Here is a 19,724-nt window from a genome sequence, read left to right as displayed (position 1 = left end):
CAGTCAGACCGCCGCCGTGCCGATCAACGCGTTGCGGGTGACCCGGGCCGCCAGTTCCTCCTCCGGGAAGGACTCCGTGTCGGCGGGGCGGCGTGGGAGGACCATGTAGCGGGTCTCTGCGCTGGAGTCCCACACGGCGATCTCCGTGCCGGCCGGGAGTGCGAGGCCGAACTCGGCGAGGACGGCGCGGGGCTCGCGGACCACACGGGAGCGGTAGGACTCGGACTTGTACCAGCTCGGGGAGGGGCCGAGGAGGCGGAGTGGATAGCAGGAGCAGAGGGTGCAGACGATGACGTTGTGCACGCTCTCCGTGTTCTCGACGACCCTCAGGCGCTGGTACGAGCCCTCCATGTAGCCGAGTTCCTGGACCGCCGCCGTGCCGTCGGCGAGCAGCCGGGACTTGAACGACGGGTCGACCCAGGCGCGCGCCACCACCCGCGCGCCGTTCGCCGGGGACGACTGCGCCAGGAACGCGTCGATCGCCTCGTCCAGCGCCCCGCCCGACAGCACCCCCCTCTCCTCCAGAAGGGTCTCCAGGCGGCGCACCCGCCGGGAGATCAGCGCATCGTCGTGGTGGTCACCGCTCATCGTCCCGAACCTCTTCCAAGTAGCTTTCCCACAAGTCCAGTACGACATGGTGGTCGCCCTCGCCCCACAGATCGCGGGCCGCGAAGCGGACCGCGTACACCTGCTCGACGGGGGCGTCCCCGTGCCCCTGCGCGCTGACGTCGGCGAGCTCCGCCCGGCCCTCCGGCTCGACCACGACGCCCCGCTTGCCGCGCGCGTACCGCGGCAGGCGGGTGTGGTGCGGCGGGTCGTGGCGGAAGGTCCGGACCCGGGCGCCGGGCGCGAAGCGGTCAGCCATCGCGCGCCTCCAGCTCGGCCGACTCACCCTGCTCGGCCCGCTCGCGCGCCTCCAGCCCGGCCGGCTCACCCTGCTCGGTCGGCTCACCCTGCTCGTCCAGTTCGCCCGGCTCGATCACGCCCTTGCGCTCCAGCAGGGCGCAGATGGCGGTGAACCACCGCTCGTAGTACGAGGCCGCCAGGTACTCCTTGGCCGGCATCGACTCGATCGCGTCCCGGAACTCGTTGGTGTTGAACATCCCTTGCGCGCGCAGGGCGTTGAAGAGTCCGACGACCCGCGCCTCCCAGTCCGCGTGGAAGGGCTCGGTGTCGTCGGTGGTGTCGACGGCACCGAAACCCTGCATGCCGCCCACGTCGTTGATCCTGGCCATGCGGTCAGATTACGACTGCGGGGGCGTGTACGGCTTGTAGTAGATCGAGAACGTGCGGGCCCCCTCGGCGCCGGAGGCGAGCCCCAGGTACAGCCTCAGGCCGCCCTTGTGCCGGATCGCGAGGCCCTCGGGCTCGCGATGGTCGAGCGAGTACCCGGCCTCGGTCCGCTCCCGCTGCAGCAGCTTGCCGGTGCGGATGTCCAGGCAGGAGAGGTACGCGTTGCCGTGGCCCGACCGCGGGTTGGTCGCGTCGTCGTACGCCGTGCCTGCCAGCTGGTAGAGGTGATCGCCGTGCAGCGCGTAGCCCTGGAACGGGACGTCGGGGTCCGGGTGCGCGCCGGTCTGCGGGAAGTCGGCGAGGTGGGTCGAGTAGTCGCCGGCGACGAACGCGTCGAGGTCGTAGACGCGGTAGCGCGGTGTACCGGAGACGCGGTGGCGGACGGCGATGCGGCCGGTCGCCGTGCAGACGGAGGGCTGATTGTTGACGGAGCCCGGAATCGGGTGGCGGACCTTGACCTTGTCGAGGGTGCGGGTGACGCCGTCGACGAAGCGGAAGCGGGTGACGCCGTTGCCGTAGCCCTGGACCGCTTGCGCCTCGGTCCAGATGTACACGGTGCCGTCGGACGCGTTCTGCACGCCCATGCTCACCCCGTGCCCGAAGCGCGGCAGATACATGTGGCCCAGCCGGTTGCCGGCGTAGTCGAGCCGGGTGAGGCACAGGTTGCCCTGCGCCCTCCCGCCCGGCGCGACCTGCAGGACGTACAGCCGCTTGTTCACCTCGTCGAAGGCGAAGGACTGCGGAACCGTCTTCTCCTGGAGCGTGGCCTTCTTCCACAGCCAGCGGACGGCCGGTACGGCGAGGTCGATGCGCTCGTCCACAGGTCCCCCCATGTCCTGTGGGCGCCCCCTGGCGTCCACAGGACATGAGAGTGTCAACTGGCCTTCACCGGTTGCGGGTTCTACGGATTCACAGGTTGCCGCGCTTCTCCTGCTCCCGCTCGATCGCCTCGAACAGGGCCTTGAAGTTGCCCTTGCCGAAGCCCATCGAGCCGTGCCGCTCGATGATCTCGAAGAAGACGGTCGGACGGTCCTGGACCGGCTTGGTGAAGATCTGCAGCAGATAGCCGTCCTCGTCGCGGTCGGCGAGGATCTTCAGTTCGCGGAGCGTGTCGATGGGGACGCGGGTGTCGCCCACCCACTCGCCGAGGGTGTCGTAGTACGAGTCCGGCGTGTCCAGGAACTGAACGCCCCCGGCGCGCATGGCGCGTACGGTCTCGACGATGTCGTTCGTGTTCAGCGCGATGTGCTGGACGCCCGCGCCGCCGTAGAACTCCAGGTACTCGTCGATCTGGGACTTCTTCTTGGCGATCGCGGGCTCGTTGATCGGGAACTTGACCTTCAGCGTCCCGTCCGCGACGACCTTCGACATCAGCGCGCTGTACTCGGTCGCGATGTCGTCGCCCACGAACTCCTTCATGTTCGTGAAGCCCATGACCTTGTTGTAGAAGCCGACCCACTCGTTCATGCGGCCGAGCTCGACATTGCCGACGCAGTGGTCGATGGCCTGGAAGGTGCGGCGGGCCGGCGGCTCGACGATCGGCTTCGCGGCCTCGAAGCCGGGCAGGTAGGGGCCCTCGTAGCCCGAGCGGTCGACCAGCGTGTGGCGGGTCTCGCCGTACGTCGCGATCGCGGCGAGGACGACCGTGCCGTGCTCGTCCTTGATCTCGTACGGCTCGGCGACCGAGCGGGCGCCGTGCTCGACGGCGTAGGCGTACGCGGCGCGGGCGTCCGGGACCTCGATGGCGAGGTCGACGACGCCGTCGCCGTGCGCGGCCACATGCTCGGCGAGAAAGTGGCCCCAGGTGGTGGCGGCCTTGATGACGGAGGTGAAGACGAAGCGCGCCGAGCCGTTCTCGAGGACGTACGACGCCGTCTCGCGGCTGCCGTTCTCCGGTCCGGAGTAGGCCACGAGCTGCATGCCGAAAGCGCTGGAGTAGTAGTGCGCGGCCTGCTTGGCATTGCCGACGGCGAAGACGACCGCGTCCATTCCCTTGACCGGGAAGGGGTCGGCCTGCCGGGCGGTGTCGGGAGTGTGGTGGGTGGTCTGAGTCATGGCCGCAGGCTCCCTCCGTTCCGCAAGGTGCGCAATAGTTTGCGTATCAGCTGGACAATCTGCTCAGAGGCTCGCGCGTCTCGGCGGGCGTTCTGTACAGGATGACCATCTCGGAGGCTCTCATGGCGATCGATCATCTGGACGGCCGGCTCCTCGTGCTGCTCGCCGAGGAACCGCGCATCGGCGTCCTGGAGATGTCCCGGCGGCTCGGGGTCGCGCGCGGCACGGTGCAGGCCCGGCTCGACCGGCTTCAATCGAATGGCGTCATCCGGGGTTTCGGGCCGCAGGTGGACCCGGCCGCGCTCGGCTACCCGGTCACGGCCTTCGCGACCCTGCAGATCCGGCAGGGGCAAGGCGCCGACGTGCGGGCCCACTTGGCGACCGTGCCCGAGGTGCTCGAACTGCACACGACGACCGGCAGCGGGGACATGCTGTGCCGGCTCGTGGCCCGCTCGAACGCCGATCTCCAACGTGTGATCGACCGTGTTGTCGGTTTTGATGGCATCGTCCGGGCCTCCACGGCGATCGTCATGGAAAACCCCGTTCCGCTGCGGATCATCCCGCTGGTGGAGCAGGCGGCGACCGAGCACTGACCGACGACCGGGGTGAGGTGGCGTGAACTTCTGGGAGTACCTCAGCAGCCGCCATCAGCAGCTGCTCACGGACGCGTACCAGCACGCCGGCGCGGTCTTCCAGTGCATGATCGTGGCGACGGTCATCGGCGTGGGGATCGGCATCGTCACCTACCGCAGCGAGTGGGGCGGCAGCCTCGCCACGGCCACCACCGCCACCATCCTGACCATCCCGTCGCTCGCCATGATCGGTCTGCTGATCCCGATCGTCGGCCTGGGCGTGCCGCCGACGGTGATCGCCCTGACGCTGTACGGGCTGCTGCCGATCGTGCGGAACTCGATCGTCGGCCTGCGCGGGGTCGATCCCTCGCTCGTGGACGCCGCCAAGGGCATCGGGATGTCGCGGCCGGCCCGGCTGGTGAGGGTGGAGCTGCCGCTGGCCTGGCCGCCGATCCTCACCGGCATCCGGATCTCGACACAGATGCTGATGGGCATCGCGGCGATCGCGGCGTACGCCTCCGGGCCCGGCCTCGGCAACGAGATCTTTCGCGGCATCGGCTCCCTGGGCAGCAAGAACGCGCTCAACCAGGTGCTCGCGGGCACGCTCGGGATCATCATCCTGGCGCTGCTGTTCGACGCCGCGTACGTCCTCGTCGGGCGGCTGACCATTCCGAGGGGGATCCGTGCCTGAGGCCACCGCGACCGCCGAGAAGGCCACTGCAGGGCACGCGTCCACGAAGGGCGCCACCATCGAGCTGGAGCACCTCACCAAGCGCTATCCCGGCAGCCGGGAACCCGCCGTGGACAGCGTCAACGTGGGGATCAAGGCGGGCGAACTCGTCGTCTTCGTGGGCCCGTCCGGATGCGGCAAGTCCACGACCCTGAAGATGATCAACCGGTTGATCGAGCCGACCGGCGGACGCATCCGCATCGGCGGCGAGGACGTCACCCATATGGACCCGGTGAGGCTGCGCCGCAAGATCGGGTACGCCATCCAGGCCTCCGGGCTCTTCCCGCACATGACGGTCGCCCAGAACATCTCGCTGGTACCGAAGATGGTCGGCTGGTCCAAGCCGAGGATCAGGTCACGGGTCGAGGAGATGCTGGACCTGGTCGGGCTCGACCCGGGCGAGTTCCACGGCCGCTATCCGCGCCAGCTCTCCGGCGGCCAGCAGCAACGTGTGGGCGTGGCACGGGCGTTGGCGGCCGATCCGCCCGTCCTGCTGATGGACGAGCCGTTCGGTGCGGTGGACCCGATCACCCGCAACCATCTGCAGGACGAACTGATCCGGCTCCAGCAGGAGCTGCACAAGACGATCGTCTTCGTCACCCATGACTTCAACGAGGCGATCAAGCTGGGCGACCGGATCGCGGTGCTGCGCGAGCGCTCGCACATCGCGCAGTTCGACACCCCGGAGGCGATCCTCACCCATCCGGCCGACGACTTCGTGTCGGGGTTCGTGGGCGCGGGGGCGGCCCTGAAGAGACTCAATCTGACGCGCGTACGCGATGTGGAGGTCACCGACTGTCCGACGGTGACCGTCGACGATCCCCTCCCATCGATCTTCAACCTGCTCCGGGCGAGCGGTACGAACGAGATCCTGCTGCTCGACAAGCGCCGGCGCCCGTACAAGTGGCTGCGGCGCGGCGACCTGATGCGGGCCGAGGGCTCGCCGGCGCGGGCCGGCACGCTGGTACACGACACGGTGACCAGGGACGCCACGCTGCGGGACGCCCTGGAGGCGGTGCTCACGGACAACACGGGCCGGGTCGCGGTCACCGGGCGGCGCGGCGAGTACATCGGCGTGGTCGACATGGAGACGCTGATGAACTCCGTGCACGAGCTGCTGGAGGCCGACCGGCTGGGGGCGATGGAGCACCGGCACGAGCGGGAGGAGGCGCGCGCCCAGCAGACCCACTTCGAGCAGGAGGACGTGGACGCCGGGGAGGCGAAGGCGTGAACACACCGCCCACCGATCAGCGGCCCGACGGCGAGCACGACGTCAAGGGGCTCGCCTTCCGGGACGAGGGCGAGGCCGAGCAGGAGGCCCCGCCGCCGCCCGTCACGCTGGGGCGCCGGATCACCTGGCGGAAGCTGACTCTTCTGCCCGCTGTCCTCGTGGCCCTTCTGCTCGCCACCTGGCTCTGGTTCGAGCAGGCGAGCCTCGACCCGATCTCCGAGAGCGCCCTGTCCAACGGTCAGGTGTCGAAGGCCTTGTGGCAGCAGATCCAACTGGTCGTGATCTCCACCTTCTTCGTGCTGATCATCGCCATCCCGCTGGGCATCCTGCTCACCCGCAGGATGCTCCGGAAGGCCACCCCGATCACGATGACCGTCGCCACCATGGGGCAGGCCACACCGGCGATCGGTCTGCTGGCACTCCTGGTCATCTGGCTCGGCTCCGGCCAGAAGGCCGCGCTGATCGGCATCATCGTCTACGCCGTCCTGCCGGTGCTGTCGAACACGATCGTGGGCCTGAAGTCCAACGACCCGACGCTGCTCGAAGCCGCACGCGGCATCGGCATGTCCTCGCTGGGCGTCCTGTCCCGGATCGAACTTCCGCTGGCCGTGCCGCTGATCCTCGCGGGTGTGCGGACGGCCCTCGTGCTGAACGTGGGCACGGCGACCCTCGCCACCTTCGGCGGAGGCGGCGGCCTGGGCGTCCTCATCACCACCGGCATCACCACCCAGCGCATGCCGGTCCTGGTCCTCGGCTCGATCCTCACGATCGCGCTCGCGCTGCTCGTCGACTGGCTCGCCTCACTGGCCGAACTGCTGCTCAGGCCGCACGGGTTGGAGGCGGGGTCATGAGGTGCCGCATGGCCTGCGCGCTCGCCGGCGGGCTGCTGCTGGCCTCCGGGTGCGGGCTGACCAGCGGCTCCCCCATGGTCGACGACGTCGAGCCCGGCTCGATCGCGCAGGGCGAGCCGCTCAAGGGCGCCCACCTGACCGTCGCCTCCAAGGAGATCACCGAGCAGCTGATCCTCGGCGCGATCATGGGCATCGCCTTCCAGGCGGCCGGAGCGGATGTGCTCGACCGCACCGGCATCCAGGGGTCGATCGGCGCCCGCGAAGCGGTCAAGAGCGGCAACGCGGACGCCATGTACGAGTACACGGGCACGGCCTGGATCACCTACCTCGGCAACAGCGCGCCCATCCCCGACCCGATGCAGCAGTGGGAGGCGGTGCGCGACGCCGACCTCAAGAACGGCCTGACCTGGCTGCCACCGTCCGCCCTCAACAACACGTACGCACTCGCCATGAACCAGGCCGACTTCAAGAAGCACGGCACGAAGACGCTCTCCGACGTGGCCGCGCTGGCCAAGAAGAACCCCGGCGCGGTGACGCTGTGCGTGGAGAGCGAGTTCGCCAACCGGGCCGACGGGCTGCCGGGCGTGGAGAAGGCGTACGGGATGAGCGTGCCCGCGAAGAACATCACGCAGATGGACACCGGGATCATCTACACCCGGGTGGCGAAGGGCAGTTGCACCTATGGGGAGGTGTTCACCACCGACGGGCGCATCAAGTCGATGCACCTGGAGGTGATGGCGGACGACAAAAAGTTCTTCCCCCACTTCAACGCGGCGCCCGTGATCAACTCCAAGGCCCTGAAGGAGCATCCGGCGATCGCCGAGGTCATCGAGCCGGTGACGAAGAAGCTGAACAACACGGTGGCACAGGAGTTGAGCGCCAAGGTGGACGTGGACGGGGAGGATCCGCACCAGGTGGCGTTGGCCTGGATGAAGGCGGAGGGGTTCGTCAGGGGCGGGTGAGGTTACCCCGGGACGTACGAGGCTCACGAAGACTCGACCCCGCGGCGTACGAGGCGTACGAGGCGTACGAGGCGTACGGAGACTCGGCCCAGGCGCGTACGAGGCGTACGGAGACTCGGCCCCGCGGCTTACAAAGAAGTGGTTGCAAAGAACCCCTTGCAACCACTTCTTTGCAACGCTACCTTTGCATGCATGCAGGAGCGCGAAGAACCGACGACACCGGCCTCGGACGAACTGGCCCCCCGCACCCTCGACGCCCGCTCACTGCGCGGCCTCGCGCACCCGCTGCGCATGCAGCTGCTGGGTGCGCTGCGGCGCGGCGGCCCGGCCACCGCGTCCCAACTGGCCGCGAAACTGGGCGAGTCCAGCGGAGCGACCAGCTACCACCTGCGCCAGCTCGCCGCACACGGCTTCGTCGAGGACGCCCCAGGCCACGGCAAGGGGCGGGAGCGCTGGTGGAAGGCCGTCCACCAGGGGCTGATCTACGACAGCACCCGGTTCACGGGCTCCGACCCCGAGTTGCGCGGAGCGGCGGACACCTTCCTGCACGAGATCGCGAACACCCACACCCGCGAGCTGTCCACCTGGATCGCCACCCGGAACGAGTGGCCCACGGAGTGGTCCGGGGCCACGGACATGAGCGACATGACGCTACGGCTGACGCCCGAACTCGCCACCGAGCTCGTCGCCAGGATGCACGAACTCATGGAGACCTACCGCGCGTCGGCGCCCGCCGAGGGCACCCCTGACGCCGAGCAGGTCCGCATCCACACCCACGTCTTCCCCATCAGCCAGGACTGAGAGGCACCGATGCTGCACCCCGACACGCACCTCGCCCTGCACCACACCCGCGCCGCCGAGCTCCGCGCCGAGGCCGACGCCCACCGGCTCGCGGCCGAAGCCAAGCAGCCGGGCGAACTGCGCACCCGCCTCGGCTGGACCCTCGTGGAAGTCGGCCTCCGCCTCGCCGCCCCGAGGCCGGCCGTCGCCTAGGGCCTGTGACGACAGGTCCTAGCAGCTCGGTACCGAGCCCTTCCCCTTCTCCAGCGCCACCAGGGAGTCCACCGCGCCCTTCAGGGTGGTCACCGGAATCAGCCGCAGCCCCTTGGGGAGCTCGGACTTCGCATCCGAGCACTCCGCCTTCGGGACCAGGAAGACCGTCGCGCCGTCGCGACGGGCGGCCTGGGTCTTGAGGGCGACGCCCCCGACCGCGCCGACCGTGCCGTCGGCGTCGATCGTCCCCGTACCCGCGATGGTGCGGCCCCCCGTGAGGTCGCCGCCGCTGCCGTCGCCGTCCAGTTTGTCGACGATGCCGAGCGAGAAGAGCAGTCCGGCGCTGGGCCCGCCGACGTCGGCGAGCTTGAGAGTGACCTTGACGTCGTTCTTCTCGTGGAGGTACGCGAGCGCCGCCTCGGTCGCCGTGTCCTGGGACTCCTTCATCTGCTGCTCGTTGTGCTGCTCGATCTCCTTGACGCTGTTGCCGGTCGGGTAGACCGAGTCGCGCGGCAACACGGCCCGGTCGGTGGCGAACCAGGCGTCGAGCACATCACTGAGCGAGACGCTCGCGTCCGGGCCCGTCGCCTCGATCGTCGTCATCCGCAGTTGCCCGCTGGTGTCCCGGGTGGGCGCCCCGCTGATCGTGATCACCGGGTCGCCCTTGTTCTCGCCGAGCACGTTCGCCGTCAGGCCTGGCTGCGCCACGGAGAACGGCAGCGGCGCGAACACCGCCGTGGCGAGCAGAGCCACGACGGGGAGGGCACAGATGGCGACGGCCTTGGGGCGCGTGAGACGAGAAAGCACAGGATCAATCTAACGTCACCGCTCGACGCGGCCCCCGTACAGGTCCCGCCGTGCGGTCGTGAAGCGGCGCAGCGCCTCCGGGAGCGGTTCGATGCCGATGCCGGGCGTACGCGGGACCGGCAGATGGCCGTCCTCGAGGACGAAGGGCTCGGTGATGTCCTCGGCGAAGTAGCGGCTGGAGGCGGAGGTGTCGCCGGGGAGGGTGAAGCCGGGCAGCGCCGCGAGCGCCAGGTTGGGGGCGCGGCCGATGCCCGTCTCCAGCATGCCGCCGCACCACACCGGCAGCCCGTGCGCGTGCGCGACGTCGTGGATGCGGCGGGCCTCCAGATAACCGCCGACCCGGGCGGGCTTCACGTTCACGACCCGGCACGCGTCCATGGCGATCGCGGACGCGGTGTCGCGGGCGCTGTGCAGCGACTCGTCGAGACAGACGGGGGTGGCGATGCGCTTCTGGAGCTGCGCGTGCGCGTGGAGGTTGTTCTCCTCCAGCGGTTCCTCGATGAGCAGCAGCCCGAACGCGTCGAGCCTGCGCAGGTGCTCGGCGTCCGCGAGCGAGTACGCCGTGTTCGCGTCCACCTGGAGGGGCAGCCCGTCCCCGAAGCGCTCGCGCACCGCCCGTACGGGCTCCAGGTCCCAGCCGGGTTCGATCTTCAGCTTGATGCGGACGTACCCCTCGGCGAGATAGCGCTCGACATCGTCGAGGAGTGCCGGGACGGATTCCTTGATGCCGACGGACACCCCGGCGGGTACGCGGTCGTGCACGGCCCCGAGGTAGGTCGCGAGCGGCATGCCGTGCGCCCGCAGCTCGGCGTCGAGGACGGCCGTCTCCAGGGCCGCCTTGGCCAGCTCGTGGCCCTTGACCTTCGCCATCGCGGGCGCGAGCGCGGCCGCCGTGAGCTCCGGGAGGGCGGCGACGCGCGGCACCAGGAAGTCGCGGAGCACGATCTCCGCGCCGGCCACGAACTCCGAGCAGTACAGCGGCTCGGGGTCGGCGGCGAACTCCGACCAGCCTTCCGCCACGTCCGTGACGACGTGCAGGAGGAAGGTGTCCTTCGTCGTCATGGTCCCGAAGGACGTACGGAAGGGCGTGACGAGAGGCAGGGCGATGTGGACGACTTCGACGCGTTCGAGTTTCATGCGCGGCCTTCCTTGGACGGACGGGTGAGGGTGTACCAGCCGTCCCGGGACATCGCCGTGGCGGCGTACCCCTCGGCGAAGGCCTCCGTGAAGACCTCCCGGACGGCGTGCCGCCAGCGCAGTGCCAGCACCGGGTCGTCGGCGCGCAGCTTGACGATGTCGTCCGGTACCCGGCACCAGACGTGGCTGTCGGAGAGGTCGCGTCGGGCCAGCGGGTCGCCGTCGGGGGCGAAGTGGGTGGCGGGCGCGGTGTCGCGGTCGCCTTCCACCGCCGTACGGGAGCGGTCGCCTTCCACCGCTGTACGGGAAGGGGGCGCGAAGAGGTCCCAGGTCACCGTCAGCCGGTCGCTCTCGTCGCCGTCGTTCACGCCGTCGGCCATCGGCCCGTAGAAGTCGACGAGGTACTCCGTGCCCACGGCGCCCAGCTTGACCAGGTTGAAGCGGGCGTTGCGGCCGACCAGCGGGTCGAAGGTCCAGCGCATGGTGCGGGCGCCGCGCTCCAGGGCCCAGACGCGCTGGGCCTGCTTCACGGCGTACCCGACCCCGCGGTCGGAAGCCACGGCCGCGGCCACGAAGGAGTACACGTCCGCGTCGCCGGGCGGCCCGAAGACGGCCACGGAGGCTCCGGCGAGCCGCTCCCCGGTCTGCGCGTACGCGGCATGCACCGCACCACCCGCGTGGACGAGGCTGTGCAGCACCTCGGCCGGGTACGGCGGGGTGCTGCGCGGGGTCTGCCAGACATCGCTGAAGAAGTCAGCCACGGCGGCGATGCCGGTGACGTCGTGGACGGTGCCGACGGTGACACCTGCCGCGCCGGCGGCTGCCGACGCGAGATCTCGTACAGACGCGAGATCTCGTACACCGGTCGCCGCTGTCCCGCCCGGCGCCGAGTCCGTCGCCGCTGCCACGGAACCCTCGGCCACGGGGTCGCCTGCCATGAGGCCGCCTGCCATGCCGTCTCCTGTCATGAGGTCGAGTCTCGGAGCTGTCGACGACTCTCGCGTTGTGCATCAGGACAACAGACGCGTACGTTCCTGATGAGATCGGCCAAGCACGGATGAGGGAACCCCATGGACGCCTGCACGCTCGGCGATCTGCTGGACGTCATCGGCGGCCCCTCCGTGCGCCTGCACACCGCGCCCGCCGGGCTCACCGTGCCGGTCACGGAGGCGCTGCTGTACGACGCCCACGCCCCGCTGCCCCGAGCGCCCGGGGCGCTGCTGCTCGCGGTCGGGGTGCGCGCGTCCGCGGCGGGTCCGCTGGCGCGGGCCGCGGCGGAGGCGGGCATGAGCGGGCTCGTGGTCCGCGGCCCGGGCGGCCCGCTCGCGGAAGCGGAGTCCGCGGGGGTGGCGCTGTTGTCGGTGGACGAGGACGCCGCCTGGCACCATGTGCACCTGTTGCTCGCCTCGGCGATCGGCGCCCGCCCATCGACCGCGGGGAGCGGACTCGGGGACCTGTTCGCGCTGGCCGACGCGGTGGCCACGGCCGTCGGCGGCGCCACGGCCGTCGAGGACCCGCGCCAGCGGATCCTCGCGTACTCCACCGTGCCGGGGCAGCCGGTCGACGAGGACCGCAGGCAGGGCATCCTCGGCCTTCAGGTGCCGACCAGCCCGGAGAACTCGGAGCAGTACCGGTTGTTGTTCGCGGCCGACGGCCCGGTCCGGCTGCCCGCGATCGGCGGTGACTCGGGTGGCCCGCGTGACCCTGGTGACCCTGGTGACCCGGGTGGCCTTCTCCCCCGCCTCGCCGTCGCCGTCCGCGCCGGCGGCGAGACCCTCGGCTCGCTCTGGGTCGTGGACGACGGCAACCTCGCGCCCGACGCCGAGGAGGCCCTCGCACAGGGCGCGTCCACGGCGGCGCTGCTCCTGCTGCGCGCACGGGCCGCGCAGGAGCTGGCCCGGCACCAGAACGGGGACCTGCTGCGCCGCCTCCTCGACGGCACCGCCGACCCGGCCGGTGCGGCCCACCGCCTGGGCCTCGGACTCGGCCCGGACGGAAACCCGGCGCCCGTCCGCGTGGCCGCCTTCGTCCTCGACTCGGCCGTCTCGGCGGCGGACGTCGAGCAGACCGCGCTCCGGCTTCTGGACCTCGTACGGCTCCAGTGCGAGGCACGCTACGGGCGGCACGCCTGCGTCCTCGTCGACGGAGTCGTGTACGCGCTGCTGCCCGCGCTCGGAGAGCGCGGCGGAGCCCGGCACCAGCGCCTCGCCGAGGACATCGTGCGGCGGGCGGGTCAGGCGCTGCGGGTGCCGGTGCGGGCGGGGCTTGGCGATGTCGTGCCCGGGCTCGCGGAGGTGACGGCCTCCCGCGCCGACGCGGACCTCGTCCTGCGCGTCCTCGGACCGGAGCTGCCGGTGGCGTCCGTGGCGGAGGTACGGCCCCGCGTCACCCTCCTGCGCCTCACCGAAGTCCTGGGCGAGCAGCGGGAGTTGAACGCCGGGGCGTGGCGGACGGTACTCGCGTACGACAGCGAGCACGGCACCGACTACGCCCGCACCCTCGTCTCCTGGCTGGACGCCGGCTGCGACATGGCGGGCGCGGCCCGGCTGCTCGCCGTGCACCCCAACACCTGCCGCTACCGCCTCCGGCAGGCCCAGCAGCAGCTCGGCATCGACCTCGACGATCCCGACGAACGGCTGGTGCTGTGGCTGCAGTTGCGGACGCTGGCGGGGCTCAGGGCGACACCGCCAGCCAGCCCCTGAGCCGCTCCTCGCACACGCGCAGCTGCGCCACCGGCACGTACTCGCCCGCCGTGTGCGCCAGCACCGGGTCCCCGGGGCCGTAGTTGAGCGCCGGGACACCGAGCGCGGCGAACCGGGCGACATCGGTCCAGCCGAGCTTCGGACGGGGCACCACACCCAGTACGTCGACAAGCGAGGCCACGGCGTCCTGGCCGAGCCCGGGCAGGGCGCCCTGCACCACGTCGGTGACGTCGATGTCGTACTCCGGGAAGAGGTCGCGCACGTATGCCTCTGCCTCCTCGGGCGAACGGCTGGGCGCGAAACGGGAGTTGATCGTGATCACGCACTCGTCGGGTACGACGTTGCCCGCGACCCCGGACCGTACGGCGACGGCGTTCAGCCCTTCCCGGTACTCCAGGCCGTCGATCACGACCCGCGCGGGGGTGTGGTCGGCCAGCCGCTGGAGGACGGCCCCGGCGCGGTGCGCGGCGTTCACGCCCATCCAGGCGCGCGCGGTGTGCGCGCGCTCGCCACGCACCGTGATGTCGGCCATGAGTACGCCCTGACAGCCGGCCTCGACCCCGGCGTCGGAGGGCTCCATGAGGATCGCGAGGTCGGCATCGAGGAGCTCCGGCCGCTCGGCGGCGATCCTGCCGAGCCCGTTGCGGTCGCCCTCGACCTCCTCGCACTCGTAGAAGACGTACGTGATGTCGCGCGCGGCCGGCGCGGGGAGCGTGGCCGCCAGCCGCAGGGCAACCGAGACGCCGCCCTTCATGTCGCAGGCGCCGAGGCCGTACAGCAGGTCGCCGTCCAGGCGGGAGGGCAGGTTCCCGGCGGCAGGGACGGTGTCCAAGTGGCCCGCGATCACGACCCGTTCGGGGTGGCCGAGGTCCGTGCGGGCGACCACCGAGTTGCCGACGCGTTCGACGGTGAGGTGCGGGAGTGCGGCGAGGGCCGCCTCCACGGCGTCCACGAGCCGGACCTCCTCGCCGCTCTCGGAGGGGATGTCGACGAGGGCGCGGGTGAGGGCGACGACGTCGGTGGTGAGGTCGAGGGAGGTGTTCCGGACGGTCATGCGGATTCCTGCGTGAGGTCGGGTTCCTGGAGCTCGGGGCGCTGGTTGAGCCTGGAGTTCTTGATCCCGTACAGCCAGTAGATCACCAGGCCGACGGCCATCCACGCGCCGAACGCGACCCATGTGTCCGTCCCCAGGCTGAACAGCATGTACGCGCAGAAGCCGACGCCCAGGATCGGCGTGACCGGCGAGAAGGGCACCCGGAAGGAGCGGGGCGCCCCGGGGCTGCGGCGGCGCAGCAGGATGACGGCCAGGTTGACCAGCATGAAGGCGAAGAGCGTGCCGATGCTGGTGGCGTCGGCGAGGGCGCCCAGCGGGACGAGCGCGGCGAGCACGGCGATGAAGCCGGAGACGATGACCGTGTTGGCGCGCGGCACCCCGGTGGTGGGGTGCACCTTGGAGAACAGCGGCGGGACGAGTCCGTCCCGGGACATCGCGAAGAGGATGCGGATCTGCCCGTACTGGACGGTGAGGACGACGCTGGTGGTGGCGACGACCGCGCCGATGGAGAGCAGGATCGGCCACAGACTGCCGCCGCCCACCGACTGCACGAGCACCTGGCTCAGCGTGGCCTCGGTCCCCTCGAACTTCTGCCACGGCATGGCGCCGAGCGCGGCGACCGCGACGAGGACGTACAGCGCGGTGACGAGGACGAGGGAGAGGATGATCGCGCGAGGGAGATCGCGCTGCGGGTTCTTGGCCTCCTCGCCCGCCGTCGACGCGGCGTCGAAGCCGATGTAGGAGAAGAAGAGCGAGGCGGCGCCCGCGCTCATGCCGGCCGTGCCGAGCGGAAAGAGGGGCGTGAAGTTCCCGGCGCGGAAGGCGGTGAAGGCGACCGCGCAGAACATGACCAGGGCGGCGATCTTCACGCCGACCATGAGGGTGTTGGCGACGGCGCTCTCCCGGGCACCCCGCAGCAGCACGACCATGGCGAGGACGACGATGGCGGCGGCGGGGATGTTCAGCACACCGCCGTCACCGGGCGGCGCGCTGAGGGAATCGGGCAGGGTCACCCCGACGGTCAGGTCCAGCAACTCATTGACGTACTGCCCCCAGCCGACCGCGACGGCGGCCACGGACACCCCGTACTCCAGGATCAGACACCAGCCGCAGACCCAGGCGACGAGCTCGCCGAGGGTCGCGTAGGCGTAGCTGTACGAGGAACCTGAGCCCGGGATCATGCCGGCCAGCTCGGCATACGACAGCGCGGAGAACAGCGCGGTCACCCCGGCGAGCACGAACGACACCACGATCGCGGGCCCGGCCTCGGGAACGGCCTCCCCGAGCACGACGAAGATCCCGGTCCCGAGCGTGGCCCCCACACTGAGCAACGTGAGCTGCCCGACCCCCATGGTCCGCTTGAGCGGACTCCCGGCAGCCTCGGCGACCAGCGCCCCGACCCCTTGCCGCCGCGTCAGCCGAGCCGCCCACCCGCTCTCTTGCCCGACATCCGTCCGCGTACGCACTGTCTCCACCGGGGCACTCCCTCCACCGTTCCGCCATCAGTGCCCTGATGATGCGGAGGACGGGACGGCGGGCGGTGGGCCTATCGGCCAGAGATGGCGGGAACGGTTTGGCGGGTCGGCCAAAGCCGGGCCTCGAAGGGAAACATATGCGACTGCGGGCGGGGCGTAGCCGCCATGGCCGCCACAGCGGTGAGCCATCGGCCGCCGGGGCGGGGGCGGCCTCGGCCAGGCTCAACGCAACGCGTCAGCCACCTCTCGGGCCGCGTCCACAACGCGGGGCCCGACCCGCTCGGGGACGGAGTCGGCGAGCATCACCACGCCGACGCTTCCCTCGACCCCGGTCACCCCGATCAACGGAGCCGCAGCCCCACTCGCCCCCGCCTCCAACTCCCCATGCGTGAGCGTGTACCCGGGCTCCCCCACCGGCGCCTGCCGAGCGGCAAGAATCGCCCGCCCCGCGGCACCACGATCGAGCGGATGCCGGAACCCGGCGCGATAGGCCACGTGATAGTCCGTCCACGTCGGCTCCACGACCGCGACGGCCAGCGCCTCGGTCCCATCGACCAGCGTGAGATGAGCGGTGGCCCCGATGTCCTCGGCCAGCGACCGCAACGCGGGCAGCGCGGCCTCCCGTACCAACGGATGCACCTGGCGGCCCAGCCGCAGCACCCCGAGCCCGACCCGGGCCCGGCCACCCAGATCACGGCGTACGAGAGCGTGCTGCTCCAACGTGGCGAGCAAGCGGTACACAACGGTCCGATTGACACCCAATTTGTTCGAGAGCTCGGTGACGGTCAGTCCGTGATCCGTGTCGGCGAGCAGCTTGAGGACGCGCAGTCCCCGGTCGAGCGTCTGAGAGGTCTCCGCGGTCACGACGCCCACTCCTTAGTGGTGAGGTCGACGGCCCCCTCGCGGCGGTTGCGACACCGAGTCCCGTCGGCGACGCGCTTCAGAGGCCGCCGGTCGGCTGACGACCCGGGTTCTTCCCGGGCGTGAGTCGCTTCACGGCTGCGCTCCGCGGCGGCGCTGCCACGGGGCGTGTGCGTAGCGGGACAGTAGCGAGCCGGTCCGCTCAGCGGAAGTCTCCGTCCAGAATCCGGGCAGTGGCTGGTACGGACTCTTTCTCTTTGTCCCGATACGAAACAGCGCCCACCACTCGGCGTGCACCACCCTTGTACACAGCGCACACGGCACAACACACGCCCCTACGGCGGGACATCGCGCCTGTAGGGCGGGAACACACGCCCGGATGTCACCTCCTCACTCGCACCGAACGCGGTGAGGTCACCCGCCTCGCGCCCCGAGGGCCCCGCTCAGACACGGCGCCCGGCGTCACCGCATCCGGGTAGCCCACTCCTGCACCTTGGCGATCCGCTGTCGCAGCTGCCCCGCCGTCGCCTCCGCGCTCGGCGGCCCCCCGCACACACGCCGCAGCTCGGTGTGGATCACACCGTGCGGCTTGCCGCTCTGATGGACGTATGCGCCGACCATGGTGTTGAGCTGCTTGCGGAGCTCCAGCATCTCCTTGTGGGAGACCACGGGCCGCCGCTCGGCGGGGAGTTCGAGGAGATCGGCCTCCTCGTCCGGCTTCTTGCGGCTGTGCGCGATCTGCCGGGCCTGCCGCTTCTGCAACAGCAGCTGAACCTGGTCGGGTTCGAGGAGCCCCGGAATCCCGAGGTAGTCCTGCTCCTCTTCGCTGCCCGGGTGGGCCTGCATCCCGAACTCGGCGCCGTCGTAAAGGACCCGGTCGAAGACGGCTTCCGATTCCAGCGCCTCGAAGGAGAACTGCTCCTGCTCCCCGGTGTCCTCGTCCTGCTCCCGGTTCGCCTCCTCCATCTCCTTCTCGGACTCGGCGTACGGGTCCTCCTCGCCCTCCTTCTTGGGCTTGTCGAGGACGTGATCGCGCTCGACCTCCATCTCGTTGGCGAAGCCGAGGAGGTCGGGGACGGTCGGGAGGAAGACGGACGCGGTCTCACCGCGCCGCCGGGAACGCACGAAGCGTCCGACGGCCTGCGCGAAGAAAAGAGGGGTCGAGATCGTGGTCGCGTACACGCCGACGGCGAGCCGCGGCACGTCCACGCCCTCGGACACCATCCGCACCGCGACCATCCACCGGTCGTCGTTGTGACTGAACTCGTCGATGCGGTTCGAGGCACCCGTGTCGTCGGAGAGGACGAGGGTCGCCTTCGTACCGGTGATCTCGCGGATGAGCTTGGCATACGCGCGCGCCGAGTCCTGGTCGGAGGCGATGACGAGGGCCCCGGCGTCCGGAATGCCCTTGCGCACCTCGGTCAGCCGCTGGTCGGCGGCGCGCAGCACACTCGGCATCCACTCGCCACGCGGATCGAGGGCGGTACGCCAGGCCTGGCTGATGGCGTCCTTGGTCATCGGCTCACCGAGCCGCGCCGCGATCTCGTCCCCCGCCTTCGTACGCCACCGCATGTTGCCGCTGTAGGAAAGGAAGATGACGGGCCGCACGACGCCGTCGCCGAGGGCGGACCCGTATCCGTACGTGTAATCGGCGGCGGACCGCCGAATCCCGTCGTTGCCCTCCTCGTACGTCACGAAGGGGATGGGGTTGGTGTCGGACCGGAAGGGCGTACCGGTGAGCGCGAGCCGGCGGGTGGCCGGCTCGAAGGCCTCAAGGCAGGCCTCACCCCAGGACTTGCTGTCACCGGCGTGGTGGATCTCGTCAAGAATGACGAGCGTCTTCCGCTGCTCGGAGCGGTTGCGGTGCAGCATCGGCCGCACGCCCACACCCGCGTACGTCACGGCGACGCCCTGGTACTCCTTGCTGAGCGGCCCCGCGCTGTACTCGGGATCCAGCTTGATCCCTATCCGCGCGGCCGCCTCCGCCCACTGCTTCTTCAGATGCTCGGTCGGCGCGACCACGGTCACCTGCTGCACGACATGGTGGTGCAACAGCCAGGACGCGAGCGTCAGCGCGAACGTCGTCTTACCGGCGCCGGGCGTGGCGACGGCCAGGAAGTCGCGCGGCTGCTCCTGGATGTACTTCTCCATTGCCCCCTGCTGCCAGGCGCGCAGCTTGTTGGCGGTGCCCCAGGGGGCGCGGCCGGGGAAGGCGGGTGAGAGATGGTGCGAGGAGGTGGCGGCGGTGGTAGTCACGGTCTCCGTGGGAGTCGAATTAAAGGGGCCGCGCGCAGCGCGTCAGGTAGGGCGGTGGTGGGAGACGGGCGGGCGGCTCTGCTACGTATGACAACCGGGCCACCCTACCGGCGACCCGGATGTGTCAACGCGCCGACGACGCCGGGTCACCCGTGGATGGGATCCACCTCACAGACCGCGCAGCCGGTCCGCGATCACGCCGATGTCGCTCTCCTCACCGGAGGCCACGTCGATGACCAGGTCGTACGCCGTGTTCTGGTCGCAGGACGCGAGGTCGACGCCGTTGACGGCGAGGAAGGTCGCGGCGGCGAGCCAGGCGGTCCGCTTGTTGCCGTCGACGAGGGGGTGGTTGGTGCTGATGGCGTGCAGCAGCGCGGCGGCCTGCTCGTACAGGTCCTGGTACGCGGCGACGCCGAGCATCCGGGCGCGGGGGCGGTGGACGGCCGAGGCCAGCAGCCCCGGCTCCCGGGCCTCGGGCGCGCGGCCGCCGAAGGCGACCTCCGCGAGGTCCGTCACCTCGGCGACGGTCAGGTGACGTGTGCGGGTCCCGGTCATTCGCCGAGCCTCCTCAACAGCTCGGCGTGCTCCTTCGCGAGCCGGGTGGCGAGGGCGCGGACGTGCGCGCCCTCCTCCCGCAGATACCTGCGTACGGCCTCTTCGGCGATCTCCTCGGGCAGGCGGTCCTGCGCGTCGGCGAGGTCGTCGAGGGCCTGCGCCAGGGCGAGGTCGAGGCGAAGTTCCATGC

The 19,724-nt window shown here is 70.6% G+C and carries 22 protein-coding genes; 8 read left to right on the top strand and 14 right to left on the bottom strand.

Features of this window, described 5'->3' with window-relative positions:
* Window positions 1–3 precede the first annotated feature (3 nt).
* The 5 genes from nthA to hppD form a co-directional block, all read right to left on the bottom strand.
* Window positions 4–588 carry a nitrile hydratase subunit alpha gene (gene nthA, locus IEY95_RS05650; protein WP_189184761.1) on the bottom strand — a complete coding sequence of 195 codons (585 nt, stop codon included), beginning with the start codon at window positions 586–588 and terminating at the stop codon, window positions 4–6.
* The gene (locus tag IEY95_RS50130; RefSeq protein ID WP_189184760.1) at window positions 578–865 is read right to left on the bottom strand and encodes an SH3-like domain-containing protein; all 288 of its coding nucleotides are present in this window, start codon (window positions 863–865) and stop codon (window positions 578–580) included. Before IEY95_RS50130 ends, nthA begins: the two co-directional genes overlap by 11 nt.
* Window positions 858–1,235: an SH3-like domain-containing protein gene (locus IEY95_RS50125; RefSeq protein WP_268240424.1), complete on the bottom strand. Its 378-nt coding sequence runs from the start codon at window positions 1,233–1,235 to the stop codon at window positions 858–860. The genes IEY95_RS50130 and IEY95_RS50125 overlap by 8 nt, the downstream gene beginning before the upstream one ends.
* Window positions 1,236–1,244: 9 nt before the next feature.
* Window positions 1,245–2,126 (bottom strand): phage baseplate protein, encoded by an 882-nt coding sequence (locus tag IEY95_RS05635; protein ID WP_229702596.1) that lies wholly within the window; start codon window positions 2,124–2,126, stop codon window positions 1,245–1,247.
* Between the two features lie 76 nt (window positions 2,127–2,202).
* Complete coding sequence (gene hppD, locus IEY95_RS05630; protein ID WP_189184759.1) at window positions 2,203–3,348, bottom strand: 4-hydroxyphenylpyruvate dioxygenase; 1,146 nt, start codon at window positions 3,346–3,348, stop codon at window positions 2,203–2,205.
* Window positions 3,349–3,470: 122 nt separating this feature from the next.
* On the opposite strand from hppD, the gene IEY95_RS05625 reads away from it, so the two are divergent.
* The 7 genes from IEY95_RS05625 to IEY95_RS05595 all read left to right on the top strand — a co-directional run bounded on the left by IEY95_RS05625 (window position 3,471) and on the right by IEY95_RS05595 (window position 8,687).
* The gene (locus tag IEY95_RS05625; RefSeq protein ID WP_189184758.1) at window positions 3,471–3,941 is read left to right on the top strand and encodes an Lrp/AsnC family transcriptional regulator; all 471 of its coding nucleotides are present in this window, start codon (window positions 3,471–3,473) and stop codon (window positions 3,939–3,941) included.
* 22 nt (window positions 3,942–3,963) lie between these two features.
* Complete coding sequence (locus IEY95_RS05620; RefSeq protein ID WP_189184757.1) at window positions 3,964–4,611, top strand: ABC transporter permease; 648 nt, start codon at window positions 3,964–3,966, stop codon at window positions 4,609–4,611.
* Complete coding sequence (locus IEY95_RS05615) at window positions 4,604–5,881, top strand: betaine/proline/choline family ABC transporter ATP-binding protein (protein WP_189184756.1); 1,278 nt, start codon at window positions 4,604–4,606, stop codon at window positions 5,879–5,881. Before IEY95_RS05620 ends, IEY95_RS05615 begins: the two co-directional genes overlap by 8 nt.
* Complete coding sequence (locus IEY95_RS05610) at window positions 5,878–6,732, top strand: ABC transporter permease (RefSeq protein ID WP_189184755.1); 855 nt, start codon at window positions 5,878–5,880, stop codon at window positions 6,730–6,732. The genes IEY95_RS05615 and IEY95_RS05610 overlap by 4 nt, the downstream gene beginning before the upstream one ends.
* Window positions 6,729–7,694 carry a glycine betaine ABC transporter substrate-binding protein gene (locus IEY95_RS05605; RefSeq protein WP_229702594.1) on the top strand — a complete coding sequence of 322 codons (966 nt, stop codon included), beginning with the start codon at window positions 6,729–6,731 and terminating at the stop codon, window positions 7,692–7,694. Before IEY95_RS05610 ends, IEY95_RS05605 begins: the two co-directional genes overlap by 4 nt.
* Window positions 7,695–7,886: 192 nt before the next feature.
* Window positions 7,887–8,495: an ArsR/SmtB family transcription factor gene (locus IEY95_RS05600; RefSeq protein ID WP_189184754.1), complete on the top strand. Its 609-nt coding sequence runs from the start codon at window positions 7,887–7,889 to the stop codon at window positions 8,493–8,495.
* A 12-nt stretch (window positions 8,496–8,507) separates the two neighbouring features.
* A complete protein-coding gene (locus IEY95_RS05595; RefSeq protein ID WP_189185397.1) occupies window positions 8,508–8,687 on the top strand; it encodes a hypothetical protein in 180 nt (59 codons plus the stop codon).
* An 18-nt stretch (window positions 8,688–8,705) separates the two neighbouring features.
* On the opposite strand, the gene IEY95_RS05590 is transcribed toward IEY95_RS05595, so the two are convergent.
* From IEY95_RS05590 to IEY95_RS05580, 3 genes are read right to left on the bottom strand one after another with little or no spacing between them, the layout of a single operon-like run.
* Window positions 8,706–9,494, bottom strand: coding sequence for a YlbL family protein (locus tag IEY95_RS05590; RefSeq protein WP_189184753.1), 789 nt, complete (start codon window positions 9,492–9,494; stop codon window positions 8,706–8,708).
* A gap of 15 nt (window positions 9,495–9,509) precedes the next feature.
* Window positions 9,510–10,631: an o-succinylbenzoate synthase gene (gene menC / locus IEY95_RS05585; RefSeq protein WP_189184752.1), complete on the bottom strand. Its 1,122-nt coding sequence runs from the start codon at window positions 10,629–10,631 to the stop codon at window positions 9,510–9,512.
* A complete protein-coding gene (locus tag IEY95_RS05580) occupies window positions 10,628–11,584 on the bottom strand; it encodes a chorismate synthase (RefSeq protein WP_229702593.1) in 957 nt (318 codons plus the stop codon). Before IEY95_RS05580 ends, menC begins: the two co-directional genes overlap by 4 nt.
* A gap of 117 nt (window positions 11,585–11,701) precedes the next feature.
* On the opposite strand from IEY95_RS05580, the gene IEY95_RS05575 reads away from it, so the two are divergent.
* Window positions 11,702–13,333: a PucR family transcriptional regulator gene (locus tag IEY95_RS05575; RefSeq protein WP_189184751.1), complete on the top strand. Its 1,632-nt coding sequence runs from the start codon at window positions 11,702–11,704 to the stop codon at window positions 13,331–13,333.
* On the opposite strand, the gene dapE is transcribed toward IEY95_RS05575, so the two are convergent.
* From dapE to IEY95_RS05545, 6 genes are all read right to left on the bottom strand, one after another.
* Complete coding sequence (gene dapE, locus IEY95_RS05570) at window positions 13,305–14,387, bottom strand: succinyl-diaminopimelate desuccinylase (RefSeq protein WP_189184750.1); 1,083 nt, start codon at window positions 14,385–14,387, stop codon at window positions 13,305–13,307. The two genes, IEY95_RS05575 and dapE, sit on opposite strands and share 29 nt — an antisense overlap.
* A complete protein-coding gene (locus IEY95_RS05565; protein WP_189184749.1) occupies window positions 14,384–15,862 on the bottom strand; it encodes an amino acid permease in 1,479 nt (492 codons plus the stop codon). The genes dapE and IEY95_RS05565 overlap by 4 nt, the downstream gene beginning before the upstream one ends.
* 222 nt (window positions 15,863–16,084) lie before the next feature.
* Entirely contained in the window at window positions 16,085–16,726 is a 642-nt protein-coding gene (locus IEY95_RS05560) for an IclR family transcriptional regulator (RefSeq protein WP_189184748.1), read from the bottom strand.
* Window positions 16,727–17,185: 459 nt separating this feature from the next.
* A complete protein-coding gene (locus IEY95_RS05555; RefSeq protein WP_189184747.1) occupies window positions 17,186–18,979 on the bottom strand; it encodes a DEAD/DEAH box helicase in 1,794 nt (597 codons plus the stop codon).
* A 168-nt stretch (window positions 18,980–19,147) separates the two neighbouring features.
* Window positions 19,148–19,534 carry a type II toxin-antitoxin system death-on-curing family toxin gene (locus tag IEY95_RS05550; protein ID WP_189184746.1) on the bottom strand — a complete coding sequence of 129 codons (387 nt, stop codon included), beginning with the start codon at window positions 19,532–19,534 and terminating at the stop codon, window positions 19,148–19,150.
* Window positions 19,531–19,722 carry a ribbon-helix-helix domain-containing protein gene (locus IEY95_RS05545; RefSeq protein ID WP_189184745.1) on the bottom strand — a complete coding sequence of 64 codons (192 nt, stop codon included), beginning with the start codon at window positions 19,720–19,722 and terminating at the stop codon, window positions 19,531–19,533. Before IEY95_RS05545 ends, IEY95_RS05550 begins: the two co-directional genes overlap by 4 nt.
* Window positions 19,723–19,724: the final 2 nt, after the last annotated feature.

It is taken from the genome of Streptomyces albiflavescens (assembly GCF_014645835.1).
Taxonomy (GTDB): domain Bacteria; phylum Actinomycetota; class Actinomycetes; order Streptomycetales; family Streptomycetaceae; genus Streptomyces; species Streptomyces albiflavescens.
Note: the sequence above shows the minus strand (reverse complement) of the source record. Positions and strands in the feature narration are given on the sequence as shown.